The following is a 26998-nucleotide window of genomic DNA, read 5'->3' on the forward strand; positions in this document are numbered from 1 at the left end:
CATTATGTTTAGTAAAAAGAATAGTGAGGAAATAAAATGAATTTAGAAACTGCACCTATTTTACGTTTATACAAATTAGAAATTGATTCTAAAAATCGAGAGAAATATCTTCAAGTAGGCAAAGATAATATGCTTACTTCTATTGAAAATGAGCCTGGAACTGTATTTATGGAAACTGGTCATGAAGATGAAGCCGGAAGTATAAATTACGTTTTTGAGTGTTATCCAGATATGGCGAAATATAATATTCATGTTAATTCACCTCAATATAAAGCATTTGCAAAGACTGCTGCTAATATATTGACTAATCGAGTCATGGTTGAGTTACAACCTGAATTTATTTTTACTAATAAAGAAAAAATGGCGGTAACTGAACCAGTTGCTTATGTAGCATATTTAACAGAAATTGGCGTTGGTCTTGGAAAGGGTGATGAATTTGCTAATGGCGTGTTAAAAGAAATGAAAACAGCTGTTGCACAAGAAGAGGACATTTTAGCAATGATCGCTGGAACAGTTGAGGATCAGCCTAATGAGTGGCTTTCTTTAGAGGTATATCGTAGCGAAGAAGCTTATCAAAAGCACGTGGAAACTAGCTATTTCAAGAAGTATCTTAAAGCTACAAAATACTGTGTTGAAAGTAAAGGCTTGCATAAAATTAAACCAGATATACTTGTTAGCCAAGGAAAAATGTCGTATAAGCTATAATTGTTATACGGATACTTCTTCAATGATGTGTTACAATAATCGTGTTTGTCATTGGAGGGGAATGTAAAAGTGTTAAAAAAGTTAACGGTATCGTTAATTTCCTTAAGTTTGTCATCAGTCTTTTTTGTGAATCAGCATCCTGTTTTAGCGTGCAGTTTACAACAATATCAAACTAAGATTGTTGCAAATAATAATTACGGGATATATCAATCATTAACTAGGAAAGGACCTGTTAGACAAATGGGAGTAACAGGTACCTTTAAATATAGTCATTTTCAAGCTAGCTCAGTTAAAAAAATTAAGCATAATACGTACTGGTATGTTTTAATTAATGGTCATAAAGCAGGGTGGGTTAATCAATCAGCTTTTGCTCGAAATAAAATATCAGTTGCTAAAAGAGTAAGTTTAGTTAAAAATCCGTATTACGATTTTAATGTGAAAGATGCGATTAATTACGTAACCGATTCTTCTGGTAGTGTGGTAGATCTAGATAAAGTTCATGTATCGCAAAATACAGTTTCATCTGCTAAAGCTGGGATACATAATATAACTTATACTTATGGTAAAGGAAAAGCTCATAGTTTAATTAGAGTTAGAAATGATCAATATGAAGGAATTGTTAATGCTAATAAGAAACCACAAATGGGCAAGAGTGGGGTAACTTGGTTTAAGCATTTTAAGACTTCAGGTAATTGGGGAAAAGGTTCAAGTTATGCTCCTGAAACTAAACCACATGTTTTAAAAAATGGAAACTTTAAGCTGAAAACGGTATTCTATCAGCCTGCTACGTTAAGTCAAGGTGATTCCAAATTAGGTGTAGTAGGACCATTACCGGAAGGGCTAGCTGTTTCTGATGGACGAATGTATGCAACAATGTATGATCGACCGACTCGCACACATGCGCACATTGTTAGTTATCAATTAAATCAAATTCCTAATCGTTATGTGATGCAAAAATTGCCGTGGCTTCCTTGGCCAGAATTTGCTCGACTTTCAGCTACAATTAAAGTTAGTCCACTAATAAAATTAGGGCATGGTCAAGCAATAAGTACAAGTAAGAAATATATCTATGTTATTGCAAATAATCACCTACTAAGAAATAATCCGGAATCTGAAGAAATTATGCAGATTAGCAAGAATGACTTACAAATTAAAAAAATCTGGACTTTTAAAATATGGGATCAAAAATCGGAGTATGGTCGTTATGTACATAATGCAGTTTTCTTAAATGATCATAAATTTATTGCTGTTTATCATAGTTCAACAATGAATCGTTTTGAGTACTGGGAAGTGACCCGTCATGGTAATAGTTGGTATCCTAAAGAAATAGGTGCTACTAAAGGTGAGTTTATGCGCAACAATTCTCCAGTTCAAGGAATAGCTTATGATAAACATAAAAAACAAATTTATTTAGCATTTAATGATTATTTATTTAAGTTGAATCGAAAAGGTCGCGTAATAGAAAATGGTCATTTTAATACTGGCCGTGAATTTGAAGGTATATGTGTAGATAATAAGACCTTCTATGCTGAATTGGCTCAGCGACCTGAATTGTTAAAACAAAAATTGAAATAATACTGACATAGCTGTCTATATTCAGTAAAATATAGTTAGAGTCAAGTCTAATGCATACCAAAAAAGAGTCACTTTGTAGTGACTCTTTTTAGTCTTCAACTGCAGTGAAACTTGCTCTTTTAGCAAAGTGAATAATTATTCCAATAAATAATCCGCCTAAGCTGAAGGTTACCCAACTAAAGCCAAGATCAAACATAGGTAAATAACGTTGAGCGTATGAAAGAATATTTTGAATTATAGAAGTAGAACGCAATACATCTGGCAATGCATTAATCATATCGAATAAAGCGGGAATCAAAGTTAAAGCAGTCGTTATTTTATAAACAACTGGATCATTTTTAAATATTGGTGAAAGAATACCTAAAATAACTAATGAAATTGCTAAAGGATAAAGGAGCATTAAAACAGGAGTAGACCAACTGATGATCATATCCAAGCCCATATTAGCAATAATAAATGAAAGAAGACAGTTGATTGCTAAGAAAGTTTTGTAAGAGATCTTAGGAAAACGCTTATGAAAGTCTTGTGCAAATGCGACAACTAATCCCATTGCTGTGGTAATACAAGTAATTGTAGTTAAAGCAGCAATTAATGCATCCCCAACAGTACCTAAATAATAATGAGAAATTTGTGCTAAAGCAGTACCACCGTTTGAACTTAATTTGAAATCATGTAAACTTGTAGCACCAAGCCAGATTAAGCCAATATAAATAATAGCAATACCTAAGATACCAAACAGGCCACTTTTAATAGTAGTAATTGCTACTTCTTTTTCGTTTTTAAAACCGAGATTACGAATAGCGGTAATAACTGTAATACCAAATGCAAGTGCTGCTAAACAATCCATTGTGTTATAACCTTCTAAAAAGCCATTTGTGAAGGCGTTGTTGGTATAAGCTGCTGTAAGTGGCGCATCTTTTGCAGCACCCATAGGGTTTAAAAATGCTAAAAAGAAAATTAAGAACAATAAAAGTAAGAATATGGGATTCAGTATTTTTCCAATTAAATCAGTTACTTTTGCTTCGGTTGCTGAAAGGAAAAATACGATTCCAAAGAAAATGGCAGAAAAAATGAGTAAACCAATTTTATTCATATTATTTGGTAAAAGTGGTGCTATACCAATAGTATAAGGAACTGTTGCTGTTCTTGGCGTTGCAAACAATGGTCCTAGGGTAGCATGAATTAGGATTAGGAAAACTAAGGCGTATTTCTTACTAATAGGTTTAGCCAATTCAAAAATTCCGTGAGAACGGGTGATACTAATAGCAATAAGTGCCATCAATGGTAATAAACTACTAGAAATTAAGAAGCCACTACTCGCTGAAAGCCAATTTTTACCGGCTAATTGCCCTAAGTGAACAGGGAAAATTAAGTTACCGGCTCCAAAAAGCATACCGAATATTAAAGATGCAATAATTATAGTTTTGCGAAAAGAATTAGATTTATTCATTTTTCTTACCCTTTCTATATTTGTCACCATGAAAAAAGACGTCCCATAAGCATATTGCTTAAAGGACGCCTTTTTGCGTGTTACCACCTTTTTTTACATTATTATTGCTAATAATGCCTTACGCGTACATGAAAAAATCAGATACGTTGGTGCAGTAACGGGCACTCCCGACTAAAACTTCTTGTGGTCGCCTTAGTCACTCATAGATTACTTTCAATTGTCTTAATTTATACCTGCTTTCACTATCTCAGGCTCGCTGAATAAATCGAAGACAATCTACTCTTCTATTCATAGTGTGTAAAAATCTTGTTGTTTAGTAATATACATGAATGTTTGACATTCGTCAATAATAAATAATTTATTTGAATAAATCGTTAAATGCTTCACTCATAGTTGGGTGAGTATAAATTTGATCACGCAGTATATTAGCGGGAATTTTAGCTTTCATTGCCATAGAAATTTGATTAATTAACTCATAAGATTCAATTCCATATAATGTGGCACCCAAAATTTGATTAGTGGTTGGATCAACTAGTGCTTTAAATAGACCACGAGTATCTTTAGCTACGCGCGCTTTGGGAATAGCAGCTACAGGAAGTTTCTTAAGTTCATAATTTATTTCTTGTTTTTTAGCCTGTTTTTCGTTTAGGCCAACTTGAGAAAGTGCAGGAGTAATGAAGACACTATAAGGAATATTGATCCGGTCACTGATTACACGTTTTCCATCACCAAATAGTTGGTCTTTAATAATGCGGTAGTCATCAAGAGAAATATAGGTGAATTGAGGACCACCTTTTACATCGCCGATAGCCCATACATTTTGTGCAGTAGTCATTAAGTGATCATTTACTTTAATTGCACCATTATCAGTAAGCTCAATATTAGTATTTTCTAAACCAAGATTTTGGGTATTTGGTTTTCTACCAGTGGCAGCTAAAATTCGATCAGATTTAATTGATAAGTTTTGACCATCTTTTTCGTAAAAAACAGTGTCATCTTCAACACGATTAATTTTTACACCAAGTTCAAATTTAATACCAGTATTTTCTAGATCTTGTTTGATCATTTCACTAATATCGTTATCTTCACGTGGCAAAAAATCTCTATGATTATCTAAAACAGTTACTTTTGTACCATAGTTAGCAAACATGCTGGCAAATTCTAAGCCAATATAACCACTGCCAATAATAGTAAGTTTTTTAGGCATTTCGGTTTGGTCCATTGCCTCAGTAGAATTAATAACTTTGTTACTTTCTATTAAACCAGGGATAGGGGCGTAATTTGGAATAGCTCCAGTATTGATAAAAATGCGTTTACCACTGTATTTCTCTTTTGTACCATCATTTTTAGTAACTTCGATTTCATGATCACTTAAAAACTTAGCCGTACCATCTAAAACAGTAACAGTCTTTTCATCAGCAAGCATATGATAATTAGCATTACGTAAAAAAGAGGTCATTTCATTTTTACTGTTAATTGCGTCCGTAAATTCTATACCATTAGCAGCTTCAATGATTAAACGTTTTGATGGTAAGCACGCAATGTTAATACAAGTACCACCATACATTTGATTAGATTTTTCGATTACCAATACTTCCTCATTTTTACTGGCTAAAAATTTAGCTAAAGTTTTACCACCCTTGCCAAAGCCAATAATGATATTTTTTATTTCTTTTGTATCCATTTTGTCATCCTCTTACAAAAAGTAATTAACGTGTTATTAATGTCTATTTTAATCCAAAAAATTAAATTGTCATTATTTTTGCCTAATCATAGTGGTATACTATTCACAAATAAAATAACATAATGACAAAAAGAGGGATTGATATGGAAAAGTTGAAGAATGGGATAAACGGTCAAATACATGAGAAAAATAGATTTGGTTTTAGAAAATTATCTGTAGGTTTGACAACAGTTTTTTTAGGATCAATTTTCTTTCTGGCTGGTGGACAAGCTGTCCACGCTGATGTAATCGCTGCCGATGATATACAAGTAAATACGGAGAAGTCTATAAGTGAACAATCAGCGCCATCTGGGCAAATTCAAGGACAAAGTGATGTTGCTTCTAATGTTGTGTCAAAAAATAACACGGATGATAATCATGGTGGAGACCAAAATAAGTCAGAAGAAAATTCTAGTACTGTTATTAAAAGTGAAAATAATTTGACAAATAAATCAGGAACTGCTCCTGAGCAGAATAAAAGATTACTTGAAGCAAGTGTAGTTTCTGCTAACATTCAAAAATCTCCAGATTCTAATCAGACTGATCAAATTAGTTCTAAAATTACGGCTACAACATCAAATGGTGAGGCTGTAAAATCAGATGGAACTACTCAACTTGAAGAACAAAATAATCCAATTCAAGTTAATGTAAATGTTAATGGTGAGAATATGTCAGCATTTAATAATTCAACTTTTGATATTAATTTTGGCGATACTGGTGATTCTGCAGTAGATAATAAAAGTTGGACTATGCAAGGCTTCAATAAAGGTGAAAGTAGGTTTATCGATAAGGACAATCATTATCAATTAACTTACAACGGCGAAGAAGATTTTACAGTTAAGGTTATTGATGCTTTACAAGAAGCTAGCGGTGCAGGATTTAACCAGAATTTTAACCTTGTTGGTACAAAAGCTAGTGGCAAAACTATTCTTCCTGTAACTGTTAAGTACAATGGCAAAGTTTTATCAGAAGATAATTTTACTGCTGATATTGTACCAGTTGATAAAACAGTAAAGCATAATGAAATAGCTCATATTTTTAATCATGGGATAACTGATGATTTATCTAATTTTGTCCCTCAAAATCAAACTGATAGTGATGGCTTTGAATATAACAATAAAAATAGTAAAAAATTACAATATATTGTTGAGTGGAATTGGGGAGAAATAAATCCACTTGAAAATGTGAGTTACCAACAAGTCTTTAGTAATGGACAAATATTTCTTCCAGATACCATTAAAGTATTTAGAGTTTATAAAGGTCAATTGACGGATAAAGATGGTAATAGAAAACTTGATTTAAGTGAAAATGGTATTATGGAAAGTATGATAGTACAACTGGACTTTACGCTAATGAAGATACAGCATTTGAAACTTATTTAAAGGATCATATGTATAATGCTGCTAATCAACAAGTTTCCTATAATGATTTTGTAAATGCCAGCAAACAAAATCAGCCAATTCCTGTAGTAAATACAATTAAATTCAATGAAAATGGTAAATTTGGCGATGGCTCAAATGACTGGAGTAAAAATGGCGGGACTAACGGAGAAAACAACAATAATACCGTTATACATAATCCACATAGTACATTTTTGATTCAAATGGATACACTTCTTCCAACCAATATTCCTACAAATTGGACTAAACCAGGCAACGGTCCATCTTCTACTATTACTATCCCAAATAATCCTCATGCAGTAGTTACTTCTGATTCCACAACTGGTAATACATCAACTTATATTGGCTTCAATAATGGTGGTAGCGGATTTATAAACAATACAAAATTTACTGCTGATTTATATTTTGCTGATGTCACTAAACATGAGAGTATAAAAGATTTAGGTGGACAAAATAATATTCCTTTAACAGTTAAGGGTGTAAATGAAGAGAGTGCAACGCTAAGCACACTAATAAGATTTAATAATATTGAGAGCTTTATTAAGAATTTAAATAAGAGTGGATACGCTTTTGTTGGTGCTTCTACTGGAAAGCACGTTTCTGGTAAGTATACTAATTCAACTTTATATTCTTCTAAAAATTATGAAGATAATAAATATGGTAATTATGATTGGGAAGGTAAGGAATTTACACTAAATTTTGTAAAATTAAGTTCTCAAAATAAGAGTGTTAGCGATTCAGTTAAATATATTTATGAAAATGGACCTAAGAAGGGACAAGAAGTTGAATCTGAATATGCTAAACCTAGTTCTCAATCTTTGACGTTTAATCAAACTCAGATAGTGGACGATAACGGCAATGTCGTATATCCTTCAACATGGCTTGCTGAAAATAATAATGGTAAATTCGATGTAATCAATATTCCAACTAATGTTAATGGTAATACGAAATATAGTATTGATTATGATAATATCACTTTGAATAATGAAAAGTTGTCGGCATTAGACAAAAGTGTAAGTGTTGACCGAAAGAAAAATATAATCACTATTACAATTGATAAAGACACAATTCCAGAAAAAACACGTTTTGATTTAGTTATTCCATATAAATTAATTGAAAATATTCGTGTTCATTATATTGATGAAGATATAAAAGGTGGTAGTGAAATTAACCATGCTTTAAATATTAAAGTAGACGATTCTAAATTGCATACTTTTTATAGTGGTGATCCTGAAACTACAACTGCCAATTTGACTCATGATACTATTAACTATCTTGAAACGCTAAATTATATTTTAGATATTGATGCTACAAATGGTGGAAAAGCTTATACATCTATACCTAATTATGATTCAAGTAAGTTGAACTTTAATGATCAAGTTAACAAGTATACCAGTGATAAGTTGACATTTGATGATGACGAAAATCCTAATGATTATTATGTTTACTTGTATCACAAGATAAAGGAAGATAAGATACGTGTTCAACAGAAACAAATTGAAGAAGTGATTCATTATGTTGATGAAGATGATGCTTATGATAAACAAGGGAATTTAAAAGATTTAGCTACGCCGTATATTTCTGATACTTTAACATTTAGTAGGGATGCAAATGTAGATCAAGTGACTGGTAAAACAGTCAGTTGGAATAATTGGTCAATTGGAACTTTTGATTCACATAAGAATGCAAGTATTTCCAATTATACAATTGACCTTGAGTCAAAGATTTTTAGTCAAAAACTAAATGGTAAAGCTACACATTTGGCTGACATTACTTCAGATCAAGTTAGTGCAATAAATGCATTTGCAAATAAAGATGCCCAAAAAGAAATTGATGCTTTGCCTAAAGGTAAGTCACTTATTGAAATAGTAATTCCATATAAGCATAATGCTCAAAAGCCTGAACCTCCAAAAAATCCAGGAGATACACCATCAACTCCTACGAATGTACCTGATACTCCGCCAGCACCAAGTAATCCAGTAATTCCTTCAACGTCAACTCCTTCTGATAATCCAATAACTCCTAATATTCCATCTGTTTCTAATTCTAAGAAAACAAATAATAAGACAACTGATCTAAGTTAAAAGTTGTAAAAACTAATTCTATTTCGGATAATGATGCTAATTCAAAAGAGCCTAAGGGGGCTATTAGCACTAGCAGTAATAACCTCTCTAGAGCAGAGAAGATTAGTTCAAATAGTTATGCATTAGTTCATTCTACGAATCAAATCGTAAAATCAACGAAAAAACAAAATATTTTACCGCAAACTGGTGAAAGTAAATCAGAATTAGGTATTATTGGTTTAGGTCTTGCTTTAGTTGGTACACTAGTTGGGTTAGTTTACAGAAAACGTAAGGAATAGAAGAAATCAAGATATATACAAAATAAGACTATCAATTGGTTTTGATAGTCTTATTTTCATATTATTAGTATTTTTAATATGGCCAGTTCTTTAAACGATCTTCTTTTGTTATTTTTCTAATGACACGTCCTGGAACCCCCACAACAAGTGAGTTATCAGGAACATCTCTAGTAACTACAGCGCCAGCTCCAATTACGCATCCATTGCCAATAGTCACACCAGCACAAATTGTTACGTTTCCAGCTAGCCAACAATTATCACCAATTGTAATAGGAGCACCATATTCATAATCGCCTACAGTGCCATTTTCTAATACGCGAGAATTGCGTTGACTGGGAAGTAGCGGATGAAGTGGAGTAAGAATATTAACGTTAGGTCCACACATAACATTATCACCGATTTTTACAGGGCAAGTGTCTAAAATAGTTAGATTAAAGTTAGCATAAAAGTTCTTACCTAGAGTAGTAAAACGACCATAATCTACATTAATAGGACCTTGTAAATAAATACCTTCTTGATGATCGGGAAATAGGCGGTTAATAATTGCTTTTCGTTCTTCTTTATCAGTGTCTGCTAGTAAATTATAGTCACGACAAAGTCGGTGAGCCAATCTAGAAATTTGATGTAATTCTGGTGTTCCTGGACGATAAGGCTTTCCAGCAAGCATATTTTTAGTATTTTCTTCCATAAGTAAAATCCTCATTGATAAAAAAATATATTTCACATTAACTTTATGCTTACTAAAATTGATAGTCAATAGATATTCTCTAAGACTATACTTGTATTAAGGATAATTTTTGAAAGGAAAAAGTAATGGAAATAAAACATGGAAGAAACTCCTTCTTTGATGGGGGATTATTATCATTAATTGGTTGTACTATTTTAGGTACTTTAGTCACTGTATTCACATTAGGAATTTGTTATCCTTGGGCAATCTGTATGATGTATGGCTGGAGAATTAACCATACTGTGATTGAGGGAAGAAGATTAGAGTTTTTTGGTAGTGCTTGGAGTTTATTTGGAAATTGGATTAAATGGTTATTATTATCAATTATCACATTAGGAATCTATTCGTTTTGGGTAAGAATTAAGCTCTATGATTGGAAAGCAAAATATACTAGATTTAGAGACTAAGGTAGCAATTAACACATTTACTAAATAATCTAGTAAAAAAATTTAATTAAATTTTTTTGAATATAGATATCTCAAATGTTTGGTTTAAATCTTTCTTAGAAGTGAATAGCTAAATCCTTGAACGTTCATTGACTTTTATTTTTAACAGCGTAGTATATCCTTCAACAAGAAAAAAGAACAGCTTTGATGAGGAAAGTAAGTCTAATCAGAATTTTCAGAGAGTTCCGGGTTGGTGAAAAGGAATAATTCTGATTTTGCCGAAAATCACCTTTGAGCGGGAGTTGCGATAACAGTAATTTCAGGGTCCGCCCTATATAGCGGCAACGTATCGCTCTTTTTAGAGCCGCACGTAAAAGGCTAGTTTTTTTAATTAGCAAAAAATAGGTGGTACCGCGTTAAACGCCCCACTAGATCGAATTCGATCTAGTGGGGCGTTTTTATTTTCTATCAATAGTTTGTTCAATTATTTTCTTAATAAAGAGAAAGGATATATTAAATGCAATTATTGATCGAAAATATAGCTATTTGTTATTCGGGTTTGGATCCTCCTTTGAATTAATAGCTGAAGAATATTGTAACTACTTAAAAGGATGACTAATACAAATATTTAGTGGGAGATAAGATTTGTAAGTTAATAGTTCATCTAAATAAAATTTTAGAAGGAAGAGAATAATGAATTTAAAAAAGGGATTATTGTTAGCCACCGCCACTTTATCAATTTTAGTTTTGACAGCATGTGGACGCGATTCTGCAGATCAAGGTGATCAAGAACAAACACTTCGTCTTATGCAAGATGGAGAGATTATGTCATTGGATCATTCAAATGAAGCGAACATTAATCAATGGAATGTTTTGGAAAATTCAATGGAAGGTCTTTATAGGGCAAATCATAAGGGCGATCCAGTGCCAGCTTTAGCGACTAGTGTGGTAAAACCGACTAATCATGGTAAGCGTTATACGTATAATCTAAGAAAGGATGCTAAATGGTCGAATGGTGATCCAGTAACAGCCCAAGATTTTGTGGTTTCTTGGCGTAGATCTGTTAGTCCAAATTCACGTTCAGGGTATGCTTATATCTTTACTGGAGTTAAAAATGCTACTGACATTACTGCAGGAAAAATATCAGTTAATAAGCTGGGGGTACATGCATTAAATAAACATACATTACAAGTTGATTTAGAATATCCAATGCCATATTTTGATAGAATGATGGTTTTGCCAGCATTTTTCCCTCAAAGTCAAGCAGCTTTAAAGAAATTTGGAGACAAGTATGGTACAGATTCTAGCAAAATGTATTATGATGGTCCATTTAAAGTAGACGGGTGGACAGGTAGTAATTTGTCTTGGAGTTTAGATAGAAATAAAAATTATTACGATCAAAAAGCAATTCACTTGAAACACATTAAAATGCAAGTAGTTAAAGATGCTAATACTGCCCATCAATTATTTCAGCAGGGAAATTTGGATGATGCACAAATTACGGGCACTACTGCTCAAGGGATGCAAAATAATAAAAATTTAATGCATTTACATAGAGCGGGGGTTTATTATTTACAGCTTAATATGCGCAAAAATCGACCATTTTCTAACGTAAAAATGCGTCAAGCGCTTAATTTAGTATTGGATAAAAAACAGCTTGCACGAAAGGTCCTAGCAGATGGTTCAACTGCAGCTGATACTTTTGTAGCACCAACTCTTGCTGAAGATCAAAGTACAGGTGTTGATTTTGCTAAAGAAATGAAACCAGAAGAAACTCATAATGTGACTAAAGCACAGAAGTTATGGAACGAAGGCTTAAAAGAAGAAGGAAAAAAGAATATTAATTTAACTTATTATACTGATGATCAGACAATTAATAAGAATATCGCACAGTTTGTTCAATCACAGGTAGAAACAAAACTTAAAAATGCTAATGTAGAAGTTCATGCAGTTCCTGCTAAAAATTCGCAGGATAATATTGCACGTGGTAATTTTGATATGCATTTAAGCTTATGGCTTGCGGATTATTCAGATCCAATGAGTGATTTAGATATCTTGCAAACTAATAATTCTCAAAATTATGGTAAATATAGTAGTGTTAATTATGATAAGTATGTAAAAGCAGCTAAAAGTAAAAGTGCAGAAGAAATTGATAATTATTGGCAAAATATGCGTAATGCACAGAACCAATTAACTAAAGATGCTGCCGTTGTACCGCTTTATAATATGACTGAAAGTCATCTAGTAAGAAAAAACCTAAGAGGAGTTTTATGGCATTCAGTGGGAGAAGTTGATTATACACGTGCTTATTTTGATTAATCCAAAAAAAGACGTTACTGATTAAAAAGTAACGTCTTTTTGCATAATTAAAATTATGTAAAGTGAAAATTGGCTAATAATTATTAGTATAGTTACTGCTTGTTTTCCTTATTTTAACTGGAGCAGGAACTTTAATTAAAACAGAACTAATAGCCATAAGTCCGAGTAATAAAATTAATATAATAGATAGGAGAAGTTTAATCATTAATCTCATTCCCTTCATTGAGGATGCCGTAAGTATATCGATTAAATATTAAGAATTTATATGTTAAAGCTAAGTTATTGGTTAAGAAAGAGTATATTTAATCTAAAAAAGGAATGAAGAAATAAAAATTCTTCATCCTTTTTTACATTATTTAGATTATGTAAAGCTATCTATTTTCAATGAAGTTTTGATAAATTGTCTTAATAACTTCTTCTTCATCCTGGCGTCTTGTACCGATCATGATGGAAATCTGTGAGGCACCTTGGTTAATCATTTGGATAGAAATATTCTTTTCACCAAGAGGGTAGAGAATACTTGCACAAAGTGTGAGTTTATCTTTCATCCCTTCACCAACCACCATAGTAATTGCATAATCATCAATCCATTGCATTTGATCAGGATTCAAACTAGTTTGAATTTCATTACAAATTACATCAATTAGTTGATCACTTAATGCATCTTTTTTAAAGATAATAGTTAGATCATCAATCCCAGATGGCATATGTTCATAAGATACATGGTGTCGATCAAATATTTCCATTAATTTTAAGGTGAATCCAGCCCCTTTATTTAACATGTATTTTCTAAGATAAAGAGCTGCGAAATTTTTTCCACCTGCAATACCCGTAATCGTATGTTTAGGAATAAATCCATCTTCTGGAACGATTAATGTACCGGGTTTTTCAGGATCGTTAGTATTTTTAACGTTAACTGGGATTTCTCCTTGAATAGCAGGGATAAGTGCTTCATCATGAAAAACAGAAAATCCAGCATAGGAAAGCTCACGCATTTCTTGATAAGTCATCTTTTTAATAGGAGCAGGGTTAGTTACTATATTAGGATTGGCGGAAAAGATAGCATCAACGTCAGTGAAGTTTTCATATAATTCAGCATCAAAGCCTCTAGCTAAAATTGCGCCAGTAATGTCAGAACCTCCACGTGAAAATGTGGCAATATGACCAGATGGTGTAATACCATAAAAACCTGGAAAGATGATTTTTTCATTATTCTTCAAATTAATCCGCTTTAAATTAACATATGTTTCGGGGTTAACTTCTGCATTATTAGGTGTCCCTGTGACAATCAGACCTACATCTTTTGGCTCTAAGTAGCGTGTCTTAATTCCTTGATGATTTAAAATTTTAGCAATTAAAATAGCATTTAAGCGTTCACCATGTGCCTTGAATGTAGCCATGCGATAATCTGCGTTTGGATAATCGTAAGTAGGTAAGGTCAAAAGTAGACGCTTAATTTTGGTTAAGTCGCTTTCGGGTAAATCGAAATATTGAGCAATCAATTCATATCGTCTAAAAATCTTTTCTACAGTATCGTCATAGTTATTACTTCTTAAACTAGTGTAAGCATAAGTAATCAATAAATCAGTTACTTTAATATCATCATCTGTTCTTTTACCAGGGGCAGAAACCACGATTACTTGTCTACTACTATCATTTTTGATGATATTTAATGCTTTGTTAACGTTATTACCTGTGGCTAAAGATGAGCCACCGAATTTAACTACTTTCATAGGTTTCCTTTCAAATTTATTTTAAATTCAAAATGGAACTAATAGCTGCTTCCATATTTTCAGGATTAATAATTTTTTCCATATGTGCTTCGTGATCAAATAAAGCTCTAACGCCAATTGAAAGTTGACCACCTAGTTCTTCGTGAAGTTTTTTAATAGCTGCAACACCACTTTGCGGACAATCTCGCCCTGTAATTGCTTCATAAACAGTTTCAGGGAATTTATATGGACTAGCAGTGGAAACAATGACCATTGGAGTATCATCATTGGTTTTTTGCTTATATTGTTGAGCGACATATGAACCAATAGCAGTGTGAGGATCAATTACATAGCGATCATAATTGTATACACGCTTAATTTCTTCTTTAACTTGATTCTCATTAGCAAAATCTGCTGCAAAAATTTGGTGTAATTCATTTAAAACGTCTTCATTAACTTGATAATGACCACGTTGAGTAAGCTGATTCATTAAGCTAGCAATTTGTTTATCATTTTCATCGTATAGATCAAATAAAAGACGCTCTAAATTGCTAGATACTAAAATATCCATTGCTGGTGCGTTAGTTAAATGGAATTTACGACGTTTATCATATTCACCAGTTTCAAAAAAGTCGGTTAAAACATTGTTTTCATTTGAAGCGCAGATCAATTTATTAATTGGTAAGCCAAGCTTTTTAGCATAGTAACCAGCCAAAATGTCCCCGAAATTACCAGTAGGAACAGAAAAGTTAACTTTATCACCTAAATTGATTTCTTTACGCCGAACTAATTGACCATATGTATAAAGATAATAAGAAATTTGTGGAATAAGACGACCAATATTCATAGAATTTGCAGATGAAAATTGATATCCATTTTGTTTTAAACGCTCTCTAAATGCTTCATCATTAAAAATCTTTTTAACTTCAGTTTGGGCATCGTCAAAATTACCTTTAATAGCAAAAGCTTGTAGATTTTTACCACGTTGACTAAGCATTTGTTTAAGCTGAACAGGGCTTACACCGCCTTCAGGATAAAAGACAATTACATCGGTGCCTTTTTGGTTAGCAAAACCACGCATTGAAGCTGTTCCAGTGTCACCTGATGTGGCAGTCAAGATGATAATATCACGATTAATTTTTTCGATTTGAACTGCTCGGGTCATAAGTTGTGGCAACATTTGTAAAGCGATATCTTTAAAGGCTAAAGTAGGTCCATGAAAAAGCTCCATATAGAAGTTACCATTGTGCTTTTCGATTGGAACAACACTGCGATCATCCCATTGTTTGTTATATGCATTAGTTACTGATGATATAATTTGTTCTTTTGAAAAGTCATTGAAAAATAAAGCAATAACCATTGCGGCAATTTGCTTATAAGATAATTTTGGTAGATCTTCAAGTTTAAAATTAGGCTCTGGAAAATTAAGAGGTACATAAAGACCACCGTCTGGGGCTAAGCCCTGAATAATAGCAGATGGTGAATTAAGTGTATTGTCTTTTGAACCTCTAGTACTACGATATTTCATAAAAAATCTCCCTATCTGAGTCGGAAATGCTAAATATATTTATTATTGTAACTTGTTTTTGCCTTGTGTTACAATCATAAAAATAAGAAAATCATTAAAAAGAGGGTAGACTAAAATGGCAATCAAAATCGCATTACTTGGGTTAGGCACTGTCGGCTCAGGAGTATTGAAGATTATTAAAGATAATCAAAAAAAGATTAAACAAACAAGTGGAGAAGAAATTATTATTAAAAAAGCACTTGTACGTAATATTGAAAAACACAAAAATATGGCTGATACAGTTGAATTGACCACTGATTTTACCGATATCTTAAATGATTCTGAGATTAAGATTGTTGTTGAACTAATCGGAGGGCTGCACCCCACTAAAGAATATATTACAGAGGCATTAAAGTCTGGTAAAAATGTGGTCACTGCTAATAAAGACTTAATGGCAACGTATGGTTCGGAATTAATTTCTATTGCTGCAAAAAATAAATGCGATTTAATGTATGATGCTAGTGTTGCAGGTGGAATACCAATTCTACGTACCATTAGAAAGTCATATGCGGGTGACATAATTTCAGAAATTCAAGGAATTATCAATGGTACGACCAATTATATTTTGTCTCAGATGGGCGAAAATGGTTTAAGTTATGATGAAGCCTTAAAAAAGGCGCAGGAACTTGGATTTGCAGAAGCCGATCCTACAAATGATGTTACGGGAAAAGATGCGGCGTATAAGATTGTCATTTTGAGTAAATTTGCTTTCGGTACAAAGATTGGTATTGATGACTTTACTATTGAAGGTATAAATAATTTACAAGCATTTGATATTGAGCAAGCTAAAAAGATGGGTTACACAATCAAATTAATTGGTATTGCTAAAAATATTAATGATAAATTATTCGTAGAAGTAGCCCCGTGTTTATTGCCAGAAAATTCAATTATGGCACATATAAAAAATGAAATTAATGCTTTGCAAATCAAGAGTCAAAGCTTAGGAACAGCTGTATTTACCGGACCAGGAGCGGGCAGCTCTGCTACAGCTAGTTCTGTAATGAGTGACGTAATTGCAGAGACTAATAATTATGTTAAGAAAACAAATGGTCAGCCTTTTAGTAATTTTTCTAGAATAATGAAATTAACTAGCTCAGAAGATGTGAAGTATCCTTATTATTTGTCTTTTGAGGCCGAGGAAACATTACTTACTTTGAGTAAACTTCTTTCTGATTTAGAAATACCAATTAAAGAAATTAAACGGGTGGATGAAAGAACCGTAGTGGTGACTGAGGAGATTAGTCGCCAACAATTACAAGATTTAGTGATTCAAGATCAAAATTTAAGAGCAAGTTACAAGATTTTATAGTAAATTACTAAAGGGGGGAGTTAGATGATTATTAAAGTACCAGCTTCAACAGCTAATTTAGGTCCTGGTTTTGACTCAATTGGGATGGCTGTTTCGCTTTATTTAGAAGTAGAGGTTTTAAGTGTTTCGGATCGCTTTCAGGTGGATCATGTAATACCCAAAATTCCTCATGATGAAACTAATTTGATTGTAAAAACAGCATTAACAGTTTATCCAGGGTTACAACCGCTACATTTACGTGTAAAAAACGATATTCCGTTAGCACATGGATTGGGGAGTAGTTCTAGTGCAATCGCGGCCGGAATTGAATTGGCTGATCATTTTGGTAAATTGGGATTATCAGATGAAGAAAAGGTGCAAATTGGGGCCAGAATTGAAGGACATCCTGACAATATTGCCCCTACTATCTTAGGTGGATTGGTCGTTGGTACTGAAGTGGATCAACATTTTGATGCAATCAAGGCGCCATTGCCTCCGTATACTTTAGTAGCTTATGTACCAGACTATAATTTAGCTACTAAGGACGCACGTAAAGTTTTACCTAAGGAATTAGACTTCAAGACTGCTACCCATGGTTCAGCGATTGCTAATACTTTGGTTGCCAGTTTATTTACTCAAAATTATAAAATGGCTGGTGAGCTCATGGAAAGTGATGTTTTTCATGAGCCATATCGTGAAAAATTAGTACCGGAATTAAATCAGATACGTGAAGTAGCGCATCAAAAACATGCTGTGGCTACTTATCTTAGTGGTGCTGGTTCAACAGTGATGACCTGGATAGAAGATGAACATGTAAGAGGATTTTTGTCAGGGCTTAATAAACATGGCCTAAAGGCTAATACCTTTATTTTGCATCCCGACAAAAATGGGGTACAGATTATTGAATAGTAAAAGAAGCTCGCTTATGCGGGCTTCTTTTTAGTCATCAAAAGTATTAGCGAAACTATCACCATCAACTAGCATTCTTTTGGCATTGACTGCAAACCAATATGGAATAGTTGTATCTGTATCGTTTTTAGGCTCATATTCGGCTGCTAAAAGTACTTTATCTAAATTTGGGTCAGATACTTGAGGATATAATTTGAGAAATTTTTCTTTGGTGATTCCTGTTTGATTAAAACCACTTGATGGATAGTTTTGTTTAGAAATATCTTCAAAATCATTAAGGTCATAACGTGGTTTAAGTTCATCATCAAAGTATTTGATTTCAATGTTTTCAATTTCGATGAATGCCCCTAATTGATTAGCCAGATGAGGAAGCTCATTAGCTACTTGTTCAATTGTATATCCATTTTCTGCGACAGCTTTAACATTATTATGTTGCTTAAGCCATGCTTTTCTAACATTATGAATGTCATTACGACTATTGATAGTATCTTTTACTTTCTTAACGATATTGTCATGATGATTAACTGCTTTTTGCCATTCAAGTCGATTGGCATACATTTGTCGATAACGTATGGGGAATGGGTGGTTAATTGTATTAAAAATAAAATTTAGTTTATCTGTTGAATAAGAATCTAACTCATTTTCACGCCAGATTAATTCGTAAAATGAACTCATGATATTGCCTTTCTAAATAAATTTTTAAAATATAAAAATTAACTATATCAATTATAAACTAATGTTGAATGAGGTAATTATTTAATTAAATTGCATCGTAACTAGTATAAAAAAAGTTCAACAATTGAAAAATTTAACTCCAATTGTTGAACTCTTAATTTTTTGCCCCTTAAGCTAAGTTAGAAGCATTAAAAGGACTTGTGTCTCAAGGCTTCAGTCCCATTTAATTAAACAACCTCTTGCTCTTTAAAGCGTCCATACACTTTTTCTACTTCACTAACACTCATAAAAGCATAAGGGTCAGCTTTTTCTACTATTTGACGAATATCATACATGTCGTAACGATCAATAATTGTAATTAAAACTGTTTTTTCAATATGACTATAAGCCCCTTCTGCATCATGCAAAATAGTAATTCCACGGTGCATACGAGTTTGAATACCATCAATAATATGTTGGGGATGCTGGGTAACAATCATTACTTGCATCTTTTGATGTTGAGTATAAACTGCATCAATTACTCGACCGTTAATAAAGATAGTTAATGCAGAATAAAGAGCACGTGTCCACCCAAACATACAACCAGCTGCGGCAATGATAATCAAATTAACAAATATATTGAATTTACCGTAGCTAATACCAGTTTTTTGTCGAATTACGATGCCTATAATATCTAATCCACCAGTTGAAATTCCATTTTTAAGTGCTAGTCCAGTACCAATCCCATTAATTGAAGCACCAAAGATAGCACATACAAGAGGATCCAGATGCATTTTCCATGGTTGAATCCAGTGCATCATAATAGATCCTAATACTACCGCAACAATTGTAAAGAAAGTGAATTTATGTCCGATTTTGAACCAAGCCAAAATAAATAATGGAAAGTTCAAAATGAAGTACATAAATGACGTGGTTAAAGTAAACGGTAAATAACGTTCACTGATCGTATTAATTAACTGAGCAAACCCTGTAATTCCAGATGAGTACATATGTCCAGGCGTCCAAAAGAAATTCAGAGCGATAGCTACAGCAATTGAATAGAAAAAGGCCGCAGATAACTTAGACAAAAAGTTATAGCGTCTATTAAATTTATCTAATTGATCCATTTGTTTATGTCAAATCCTTAAAATAAAACTAATTCATCAGCATCTTAAGTTTAACAAATATTCAAGTATGTCCCAATAGAAAATCTATTTACTCCAATGTTTTTTTATGAAATCACTACGTCCACCAGATTCTTCCAAAGCGTATCTTTCAGGATCTTTTTTATAAAAATCTTGATGATAATCTTCCGCTGGATAAAAAGGCATTGCTTTTTCAATCGAAGTGACAATAGGCTTATCAAATTTACCGCTGTTAGCTAATTCTTGCTTTGATTTTTCAGCAGCTTCTTTTTGAAACTGGGAATTGTAGAAAATTACTGGCCGATAATTATCACCGCGATCTTGAAATTGGCCCATTGCATCAGTAGGATCGGTCACTTGCCAATAATAATTCAGTAGTTGATTGTATGAAATCTTGCCTGGATCGTAAGTGATTTTTACAGCTTCGGTATGACCAGTTTTACCAGTGCAAACATCTGCATATGTTGGATTAATGGTATGACCGCCAGTATAGCCGGAAATGATTTCTTCAACGCCAGTGATGTTATCGAATGGTTCAACCATGCACCAAAAACAACCGCCAGCAAAGATTGCCGTGTCATACTTAGGGTTCTCTTTAATATCAGTTGCTTTGATGTGCTTGTTGTTCTCTGACATTTTTAATATTCCTCCGTATTTGTTTGATTTTTCTTATTCTTAAAGTTGGTTTAGATTATAACACCTGAAAAAATTTGTACAAAAATAAAGAACCATCAAATGATGATTCTTCAATAATAGATTATTATTTTTGCTTATCCATATATTTTTGAATTACACTAATTGGATTTAACCATGTTCCATTATCAACATTCCAGTTATTACATGGAAAACCATGTTTGTTGATATATTTCTTATCAGTCTTAGTTAAACCCAAGTGAAGGTGAGAGCCGGTTAAGCGACCAATTTTTTGCCCAGCTTTAATTTTTTGCCCAGCTTTCACATATATATCACTTTTTTTAGTAAAACCTTCTTGGTAAACTTCTACATATTTATCTGGACTGATTACCCAGATGAACCAGCCTAATCCGCTACCATAGGCTACCTTTTTAACAGTACCCGCATGAATAGCATAGACAGGGGAGTAGCCAACCTCTGAATGCCCAAAGTCCCAGCCATCGTGAAAGTATGAAGGTGGATTAACTGAACGCATATAATTAGTCATTCCGAATACTTGGGCATTTGACATTGGACGTACACCATATTTATCGTTTGCCTTGAATGGATAAGTCCATTTATAAGTTTTTTTAACTGTAGTAGTTTCTGTAGCAGTTGTTGAGTTATCGGTAATGGTATCAGCAGAGACTATTGAACTTGCTGAAGTAGTAATGCTTGTACTTACTAAAGCTGCGCTTAATAATGTGATAATTTTTTTACGAAATTTCATATATACTATTCTTTGATTTTCAGGATGTGCCTGATTTTTTCTCCTCTCATTTATTTACCATAGTTATTGTAGCGCAAGAGTTTTACGAGACTATTACAAAACTTTTTCGACTATACAAAAAGGACTGAATTTTATAGTTCAGTCCTTGAGTAACTTATGTTGTTATTTTCTATTTTGCGTAGTCGTCAATACCTAAATGTTCAAGAATAAGTGCAGCAGTTTCTTCAATTGAACGGTGAGCTACATTGATAACGTAGCAACCTAACTTTTTGTATAAAGCTTGAGCTGATTCAAGTTCTTTATTAATTGAATCCATACTTGAGTATGTAGTGTCAGGATTAAGACCATAAGCAATCATTCTCTGACGTCTGATTTCATTTAAAACAGATGGATCATTGGTTAAACCGATAATTTTCTTAGGATCGATTTCGTAGATTTCTTTTGGAATATGAGTTTCAGGAACTAATGGTAAATTGGCTACCTTTAGATTCTTGTTTGCCAAGAATAATGAAAGGGGAGTTTTAGAAGTTCTAGAAACACCAAGTAAAACAACGTCAGCTTCAAGGAAACCTTTAGGGTCTTTCCCATCATCGTACATTACGGCAAATTCCATTGCGGAGATTCTGTCAAAGTATTTTTGGTTCAAGCTGTGCTGTGCACCAATTTTTTGATCTGGAATCATATGAGTAGTTTGTTGAATAGCTTCAACTACAGGGGAAAAGATATCAACACATTGAATATTGTGATCACGTGCAAATTTAATAACTGGAATTTGCATTTCATCTTTAACCAAACTGAAAATGATCACAAGATTAGGATATTTTTCGATTTCTTTTAAAACTTCATCCAGCTTTTCAAGATTGGTAATAAATGGGTAACGACGATAATTGATTTCTGCGTTTGGAAATTCAGCAGCTGCTGCGGTAGCGTTACTAAATGCGGTGTCACCAGCAGCATCGGAAATAATGATAATGTTTAATACATTTTGGTCTTTTGTTTCTGCCATATTAGCACCTCTTTCTAAAATAATTATACTATTAATGAAAGCGGATTAACAATAAGCAATTATAATAATTGCTGTGAGATTAATTTGATTAAGGAAATAAAATAGATAAAAATATAAATGTTAGATATATAGGGATGTAAGGGCTTAAAGAATAAATTAATTTTTTTGAGAAATATTTAAATATTGTATTGACCCCAAAGATTAGTTTGGTATAATTTAAGTAAATGTATGGCGTAACGCCAAGAAATGGAAGGAGGGATCACACATGGCTAAGACAATCGTTCACGAAAACGAGTCTATTGATGATGCTCTTCGTCGTTTCAAGCGTTCCGTTTCTAGAAGTGGTACCTTACAAGAATACCGCAAGCGCGAATTCTACGAAAAACCAAGTGTTCGTAGAAAATTAAAGTCAGAAGCTGCACGTAAGCGTAGACATTATTAATAATTTCTGAAAAGTCCACCCGGGAATGGGTGGGCTTTTTGTTTATATTTTGATTCTTATGTGAATAACAAAATTTAAAAATATTTAGTAGTCATAAAATAAGATAATCTGGTATTAAGTATTTAAGCCTTGAATAAAGGATACAATAATTTAGTTTTCAATAAAAATATTCCATATAATAGTAAATAATCAATAGTTTTATTTTAGTTATGTAGATAGTTTGTTATAATACTATTGGGTTTTTAATAGAAAGAAGGATACCAGATTGAGTTTATCAGATAAAATTATGGCTGATATGAAAACAGCTATGAAGAATCATGATAAAACTGCCCTTAATACTATCCGGATGATTAAATCTGCTTTGATGAATGAAAAAATCAAGTTGGGACATGATTTAACACCAGATGAAGAATTGACAGTTCTTAATCGTGAAAAGAAGCAAAGAGAAGAATCAATCGAAGAATTTGCTAAAGCTAAGCGCGATGATTTAGTTGAAGAAACTAAGAAAGAATTGGCTGTTGTTGAAAAGTACATGCCTAAGCAAATGAGCAAGGATGAGCTTGAAGCAGCAGTAAAAGAAACGATTGATGAAGTAGGTGCTAAAGGTAAGTCCGATTTTGGTAAGGTCATGAAGGCCTTAATGCCAAAGATTAAAGGACGTGCTGATGGTAAAGTTGCTTCGCAAGCAGTTCGCGATCAGCTAAGCTAGTTATACAAGAAGGAGCGGGTCTTTTTGGCTCAAACAGTTTTTACACCTCAAAAACCAGAGAATATTCAAAAATTAGTTGGAGTTAATGATGGAAATTTAAAGCTTCTTTCTAAAGGCTATGATTTGTCTGTTTCAGATACTGGTAATGAAATTGTTATTACAGGTAATGATGAGGCAAACATTAAAAAAGCTATCGAAGTTTTGAAAGCATTAGACAGTGTCGTGAATACCGGCGTTAACGTTGGTGCGCCCGACACAGTTAGCGCGATGAAAATGGCGGATAAAGGTACTACTGAGTACTTTGCTGACTTATACAAGAAGGTTTTGATTCGGGATGCTAAAGGTAGACCGATCAGAGTCAAAAATATGGGTCAAAAGCGTTATGTTGAAGCCATTAATAAATCTGACGTTGTTTTCGGAATTGGACCAGCTGGGACTGGTAAGACTTTTTTAGCAGTTGTATGTGCAATTGCAGCATTTAAAAAGGGCGAAGTTTCTAGAATAATTTTAACAAGACCGGCCGTTGAAGCTGGTGAATCACTTGGATTTTTACCTGGTGATTTGAAAGAAAAAGTTGATCCATATTTGAGACCAATTTATGATTCGTTATATGCAATTCTTGGTACTAATACTACTGATCGTTTAATGGAAAGAGGAGTTATTGAAGTAGCTCCACTTGCTTATATGCGTGGGAGAACTCTTGATGATGCCTTCGTTATTCTAGATGAAGCCCAAAACACTACCGATGCACAAATGAAGATGTTTTTGACACGTCTTGGCTTTAATTCCAAGATGGTCGTAAATGGAGATATGACGCAAGTTGATTTGCCGGGACGACAGCATAGCGGTTTAATCGATGCGCGGCACATTTTGAAAAATATTGACCAAATCAAATTCATCAACTTTTCTGCAAATGACGTTGTTCGTCACCCTGTAGTTGCCAAAATTATTACTGCTTATGAAAAAGAGGACATTAAACACTAACAATGGATCCAATTGATATTACTTACAATGACGAGGTTGGCTTTTTAGATGATGAAAAGCGTGACTGGAAAACCTGGATTATGAAACTTTTGCTTTTAGCAAAGAAAGAAATCGGCAAGGATAACAATTTGGAAATGAGCATTAACTTTGTTAATGAAGATCGCAGTCATGAGATAAATTTAAAATATCGCGATAAAGATCGCCCGACTGATGTTATCTCTTTTGCAATTGAAGATGGTGAGGATTCAATTGATTTAGCTGCTTTTAAAGATGATCCAGATTTTCAAGAAGATATTGGTGATTTATTTATGTGTCCTAGTGTGATCTCACGTCATAGCAAGGAATATGGTACGGGGTTTGACCGAGAATTTGGTTATACAATAGTTCATGGCTTTTTGCATTTAAATGGATATGATCACATTGAACCTGATGAAGCCAAAGAAATGTTTGGTATTCAAGGAAAAGTGTTAGAAGATTATGGACTACCATTGTATCCTGATCAATTAGATGAAGGCAGAGGTAAATAATATGGAAGAAAAAGAATTTAAATCTGGCTTCGTTGCCTTAGTTGGCCGTCCTAATGTTGGTAAATCAACATTGATGAATTATTTAGTCGGTCAAAAAGTGGCGATTACGTCAAATAAACCTCAGACAACGAGAAATCGTATCTCGGGTATATATACTTCAGATAGAATGCAAGTTATTTTTGTTGATACACCGGGAATCTTTAAACCTCATTCAAAACTTGACGACTATATGGATAAAGCTAGTTTATCTAGTTTAAATGATGTTGATCTAGTTTTATTCATGGTTGAACCTGAGGATATGGGTAAAGGTGACCAATATATTGCTGACTTGCTCAAAGAAGTTAAAGTTCCAGTATTTTTGGTAATTAATAAGGTTGATCAAATTCATCCTAATAAGTTATTACCGATTATGGATTCATACCATAAACTTGATGGCTTTAAAGAAATACTACCGATTTCTGCTACTCAAGGCATTGGTATTGATGATTTGCTCAATACAATCTATAAGTATTTACCAGCAGGACCACAATATTATGATGCAGATCAGATCACAGATCGTCCTGAATATTTTGTGGTTGCAGAACTTATTCGAGAACAAATTTTACGACTTACTTCTCAAGAAGTTCCACATGCTACTGCAGTTGTAGTCGATCAAATGAATAAGCATCAAAATGGTAAATTAGTTATTGAAGCAACTATTTATGTTGAAAGAGATGGCCAAAAGGGCATTATCATCGGCAAGGGTGGTAAGATGCTCAAGCAAATCGGAATTGATTCACGTAAGGAAATTGAAAGATTACTTGGTGAAAAAGTAAATTTGCGTTTATGGGTAAAGGTTCAACATAATTGGCGTTCAGATCCAAGTTTCTTGAAACAAATTGGTTATGATAAAAAAGAACTTGGATAGTTAAATTAAAAGCCACAGCTCTATAAAAGGGCCGTGGCTTTTAATTTTGTTTGTATGATAAAATTACGTTAATTATGGTGTTAAGAAGGGATTTTTATGGCACGTGAGCTTAAAGAAGTTCAGGGCATAATATTTAAGAGACAAAAATATAAAGAAGCAGATTTATTGGCTAAAATCATAACTAAGCAAAGTGGTATTATTACCTTAATTGTAAAAGGGGCTATGCGTCCTAAATCAAAATTGAGTGCAGCCACACTTAATTTCTCCGCAGGTACTTATGTTATTTATACAAGCGGTCATGGTTTGAGTAATTTGCGTACATATAAAAAAGTGCAGCAGTTTGATGCATTATATCGTGACCTAACTAAGAATGCTTATGTTTCTTTTATTTTTGATTTAATCGATCATGCTTTTGTAGAATATCAGCCTTTGGGCCAGTATTATAATCTGGCAGTGTTTGCTTTAGAAAAGATAAGTGCTGGTGTAGATAGTGAAATGATCACTCAAATTGTACAAATGAAAATGCTTAGCGCCTATGGAGTGAAACCGGAATTAAGTCACTGCGTAATTTGTGGTAAGGAAAAAGGGATTTTTGATTATTCTATTAAGTTAGGTGGAGTGATTTGTAGTGATCATTTTAATGTAGTTGAGAGTCGTTTACATCTAAAGCCAAAAGAAACTGCAATTTTGAGAACAATTGGTCTTTTGCCTATAGAACGCTTAGGAACAATTAAAGTAAGTGAAGAAAGTAAAAGAGCTACTAGAAAAGCAATAGATCGTATTTATCGTGAGACAATTGATTTAAATTTGAAAACTAAAAAGTTCTTGGATGAATTAAAACTTTTTTAAGTTGGCAAAAATCTGGTTTAAACTTAATTCATGTGTTAAAATAAACACGTATTTGACAATAATGAGGATTAGAAAAGTACTAGTTCAGCGAATGTCGTTTGGTGAGAGGACATCTAGGAAAAGGCCCCTCTAGTCATACTCAATTAAGTGCAGGAAGAAGACTTCCTGAATTAGGGTGGAACCGCGAGATATTTCGTCCCTATGCAAAATTTTGCATAGGCTTTTTTTATGGCCTAGTGCAGGAGGAGAA

General features: G+C 33.2%; 25 protein-coding genes and 2 other annotated features. Of the genes, 15 read left to right on the forward strand and 10 right to left on the reverse strand.

The features are described from left to right. Positions 1-36 precede the first annotated feature (36 nt). Both SO785_RS02690 and SO785_RS02695 read left to right on the forward strand, forming a co-directional pair. Positions 37-705: a putative quinol monooxygenase gene (locus SO785_RS02690; RefSeq protein WP_003547751.1), complete on the forward strand. Its 669-nt coding sequence runs from the start codon at positions 37-39 to the stop codon at positions 703-705. Between the two features lie 69 nt (positions 706-774). After that, positions 775-2280, forward strand: a complete 1506-nt coding sequence (locus tag SO785_RS02695; protein WP_011254386.1) for an SH3-like domain-containing protein — start codon at positions 775-777, stop codon at positions 2278-2280. 88 nt (positions 2281-2368) lie between these two features. Here SO785_RS02695 and brnQ read toward each other — a convergent pair whose 3' ends face one another. Continuing rightward, positions 2369-3730: a branched-chain amino acid transport system II carrier protein gene (gene brnQ / locus SO785_RS02700; protein WP_021721346.1), complete on the reverse strand. Its 1362-nt coding sequence runs from the start codon at positions 3728-3730 to the stop codon at positions 2369-2371. 58 nt (positions 3731-3788) lie between these two features. Then, positions 3789-4031: a binding site (T-box leader), on the reverse strand. A gap of 57 nt (positions 4032-4088) precedes the next feature. Beyond that, positions 4089-5414 (reverse strand): FAD-dependent oxidoreductase, encoded by a 1326-nt coding sequence (locus SO785_RS02705; RefSeq protein ID WP_011254382.1) that lies wholly within the window; start codon positions 5412-5414, stop codon positions 4089-4091. 143 nt (positions 5415-5557) lie between these two features. Here SO785_RS02705 and SO785_RS02710 point away from each other — a divergent pair, with 143 nt between their 5' ends. From SO785_RS02710 to SO785_RS09595, 3 genes are all read left to right on the forward strand, one after another. Continuing rightward, positions 5558-6835, forward strand: coding sequence for a YSIRK-type signal peptide-containing protein (locus tag SO785_RS02710; RefSeq protein ID WP_011254381.1), 1278 nt, complete (start codon positions 5558-5560; stop codon positions 6833-6835). Between the two features lie 8 nt (positions 6836-6843). After that, positions 6844-8937, forward strand: a complete 2094-nt coding sequence (locus tag SO785_RS02715) for a mucin-binding protein (protein WP_003547741.1) — start codon at positions 6844-6846, stop codon at positions 8935-8937. Between the two features lie 209 nt (positions 8938-9146). Next, complete coding sequence (locus SO785_RS09595; protein ID WP_369523438.1) at positions 9147-9215, forward strand: LPXTG cell wall anchor domain-containing protein; 69 nt, start codon at positions 9147-9149, stop codon at positions 9213-9215. A 73-nt stretch (positions 9216-9288) separates the two neighbouring features. Here the strand turns inward: SO785_RS09595 and SO785_RS02720 are convergent, their stop codons facing one another. Continuing rightward, entirely contained in the window at positions 9289-9903 is a 615-nt protein-coding gene (locus tag SO785_RS02720; protein ID WP_011254380.1) for a sugar O-acetyltransferase, read from the reverse strand. A gap of 125 nt (positions 9904-10028) precedes the next feature. On the opposite strand from SO785_RS02720, the gene SO785_RS02725 reads away from it, so the two are divergent. Then, the gene (locus SO785_RS02725; RefSeq protein WP_003547737.1) at positions 10029-10349 is read left to right on the forward strand and encodes a DUF898 family protein; all 321 of its coding nucleotides are present in this window, start codon (positions 10029-10031) and stop codon (positions 10347-10349) included. 174 nt (positions 10350-10523) lie between these two features. After that, positions 10524-10759 (forward strand) — a binding site (T-box leader). A 262-nt stretch (positions 10760-11021) separates the two neighbouring features. Continuing rightward, positions 11022-12647, forward strand: a complete 1626-nt coding sequence (locus SO785_RS02730; RefSeq protein WP_003547735.1) for a peptide ABC transporter substrate-binding protein — start codon at positions 11022-11024, stop codon at positions 12645-12647. A 371-nt stretch (positions 12648-13018) separates the two neighbouring features. Here the strand turns inward: SO785_RS02730 and SO785_RS02735 are convergent, their stop codons facing one another. Further along, on the reverse strand, positions 13019-14380 hold the full coding sequence (locus SO785_RS02735) for an aspartate kinase (protein ID WP_003547730.1): 1362 nt from the start codon (positions 14378-14380) through the stop codon (positions 13019-13021). A gap of 16 nt (positions 14381-14396) precedes the next feature. Beyond that, a complete protein-coding gene (gene thrC / locus SO785_RS02740; protein WP_003547727.1) occupies positions 14397-15887 on the reverse strand; it encodes a threonine synthase in 1491 nt (496 codons plus the stop codon). Positions 15888-16002: 115 nt separating this feature from the next. Between thrC and SO785_RS02745 the strand changes: the two genes are divergently transcribed. Next, positions 16003-17235, forward strand: a complete 1233-nt coding sequence (locus SO785_RS02745) for a homoserine dehydrogenase (RefSeq protein ID WP_003547725.1) — start codon at positions 16003-16005, stop codon at positions 17233-17235. Between the two features lie 24 nt (positions 17236-17259). Next, the gene (gene thrB / locus SO785_RS02750; RefSeq protein ID WP_003547723.1) at positions 17260-18123 is read left to right on the forward strand and encodes a homoserine kinase; all 864 of its coding nucleotides are present in this window, start codon (positions 17260-17262) and stop codon (positions 18121-18123) included. A gap of 30 nt (positions 18124-18153) precedes the next feature. On the opposite strand, the gene SO785_RS02755 is transcribed toward thrB, so the two are convergent. From SO785_RS02755 to SO785_RS02775, 5 genes are all read right to left on the reverse strand, one after another. Then, positions 18154-18798, reverse strand: coding sequence for a temperature-sensitive replication protein (locus SO785_RS02755; RefSeq protein ID WP_003547721.1), 645 nt, complete (start codon positions 18796-18798; stop codon positions 18154-18156). A 227-nt stretch (positions 18799-19025) separates the two neighbouring features. Further along, positions 19026-19904: a YitT family protein gene (locus SO785_RS02760; RefSeq protein ID WP_003547719.1), complete on the reverse strand. Its 879-nt coding sequence runs from the start codon at positions 19902-19904 to the stop codon at positions 19026-19028. An 84-nt stretch (positions 19905-19988) separates the two neighbouring features. Next, positions 19989-20558 carry a peptide-methionine (S)-S-oxide reductase MsrA gene (gene msrA, locus SO785_RS02765; RefSeq protein WP_003547717.1) on the reverse strand — a complete coding sequence of 190 codons (570 nt, stop codon included), beginning with the start codon at positions 20556-20558 and terminating at the stop codon, positions 19989-19991. Between the two features lie 124 nt (positions 20559-20682). Continuing rightward, the gene (locus SO785_RS02770; RefSeq protein ID WP_003547715.1) at positions 20683-21324 is read right to left on the reverse strand and encodes a M23 family metallopeptidase; all 642 of its coding nucleotides are present in this window, start codon (positions 21322-21324) and stop codon (positions 20683-20685) included. 169 nt (positions 21325-21493) lie between these two features. Then, positions 21494-22330, reverse strand: a complete 837-nt coding sequence (locus SO785_RS02775; RefSeq protein WP_003547712.1) for a pyruvate, water dikinase regulatory protein — start codon at positions 22328-22330, stop codon at positions 21494-21496. Positions 22331-22595: 265 nt separating this feature from the next. Between SO785_RS02775 and rpsU the strand changes: the two genes are divergently transcribed. The 6 genes from rpsU (at position 22596) to recO (ending at position 26748) form a co-directional block, all read left to right on the forward strand. Continuing rightward, entirely contained in the window at positions 22596-22772 is a 177-nt protein-coding gene (rpsU, locus tag SO785_RS02780; RefSeq protein WP_002880182.1) for a 30S ribosomal protein S21, read from the forward strand. A 265-nt stretch (positions 22773-23037) separates the two neighbouring features. Beyond that, positions 23038-23481, forward strand: coding sequence for a GatB/YqeY domain-containing protein (locus tag SO785_RS02785; protein ID WP_003547630.1), 444 nt, complete (start codon positions 23038-23040; stop codon positions 23479-23481). Between the two features lie 24 nt (positions 23482-23505). Then, positions 23506-24465: a PhoH family protein gene (locus tag SO785_RS02790; protein ID WP_011254379.1), complete on the forward strand. Its 960-nt coding sequence runs from the start codon at positions 23506-23508 to the stop codon at positions 24463-24465. Between the two features lie 2 nt (positions 24466-24467). Continuing rightward, a complete protein-coding gene (gene ybeY, locus SO785_RS02795; protein ID WP_003547628.1) occupies positions 24468-24992 on the forward strand; it encodes an rRNA maturation RNase YbeY in 525 nt (174 codons plus the stop codon). Position 24993: 1 nt separating this feature from the next. Continuing rightward, positions 24994-25899 carry a GTPase Era gene (gene era / locus SO785_RS02800; RefSeq protein ID WP_011254378.1) on the forward strand — a complete coding sequence of 302 codons (906 nt, stop codon included), beginning with the start codon at positions 24994-24996 and terminating at the stop codon, positions 25897-25899. A 96-nt stretch (positions 25900-25995) separates the two neighbouring features. Continuing rightward, positions 25996-26748: a DNA repair protein RecO gene (gene recO, locus SO785_RS02805; protein WP_003547622.1), complete on the forward strand. Its 753-nt coding sequence runs from the start codon at positions 25996-25998 to the stop codon at positions 26746-26748. Positions 26749-26998: the final 250 nt, after the last annotated feature.

Origin of the sequence: Lactobacillus acidophilus (assembly GCF_034298135.1) — a bacterium.
GTDB classification, from domain to species: domain Bacteria; phylum Bacillota; class Bacilli; order Lactobacillales; family Lactobacillaceae; genus Lactobacillus; species Lactobacillus acidophilus.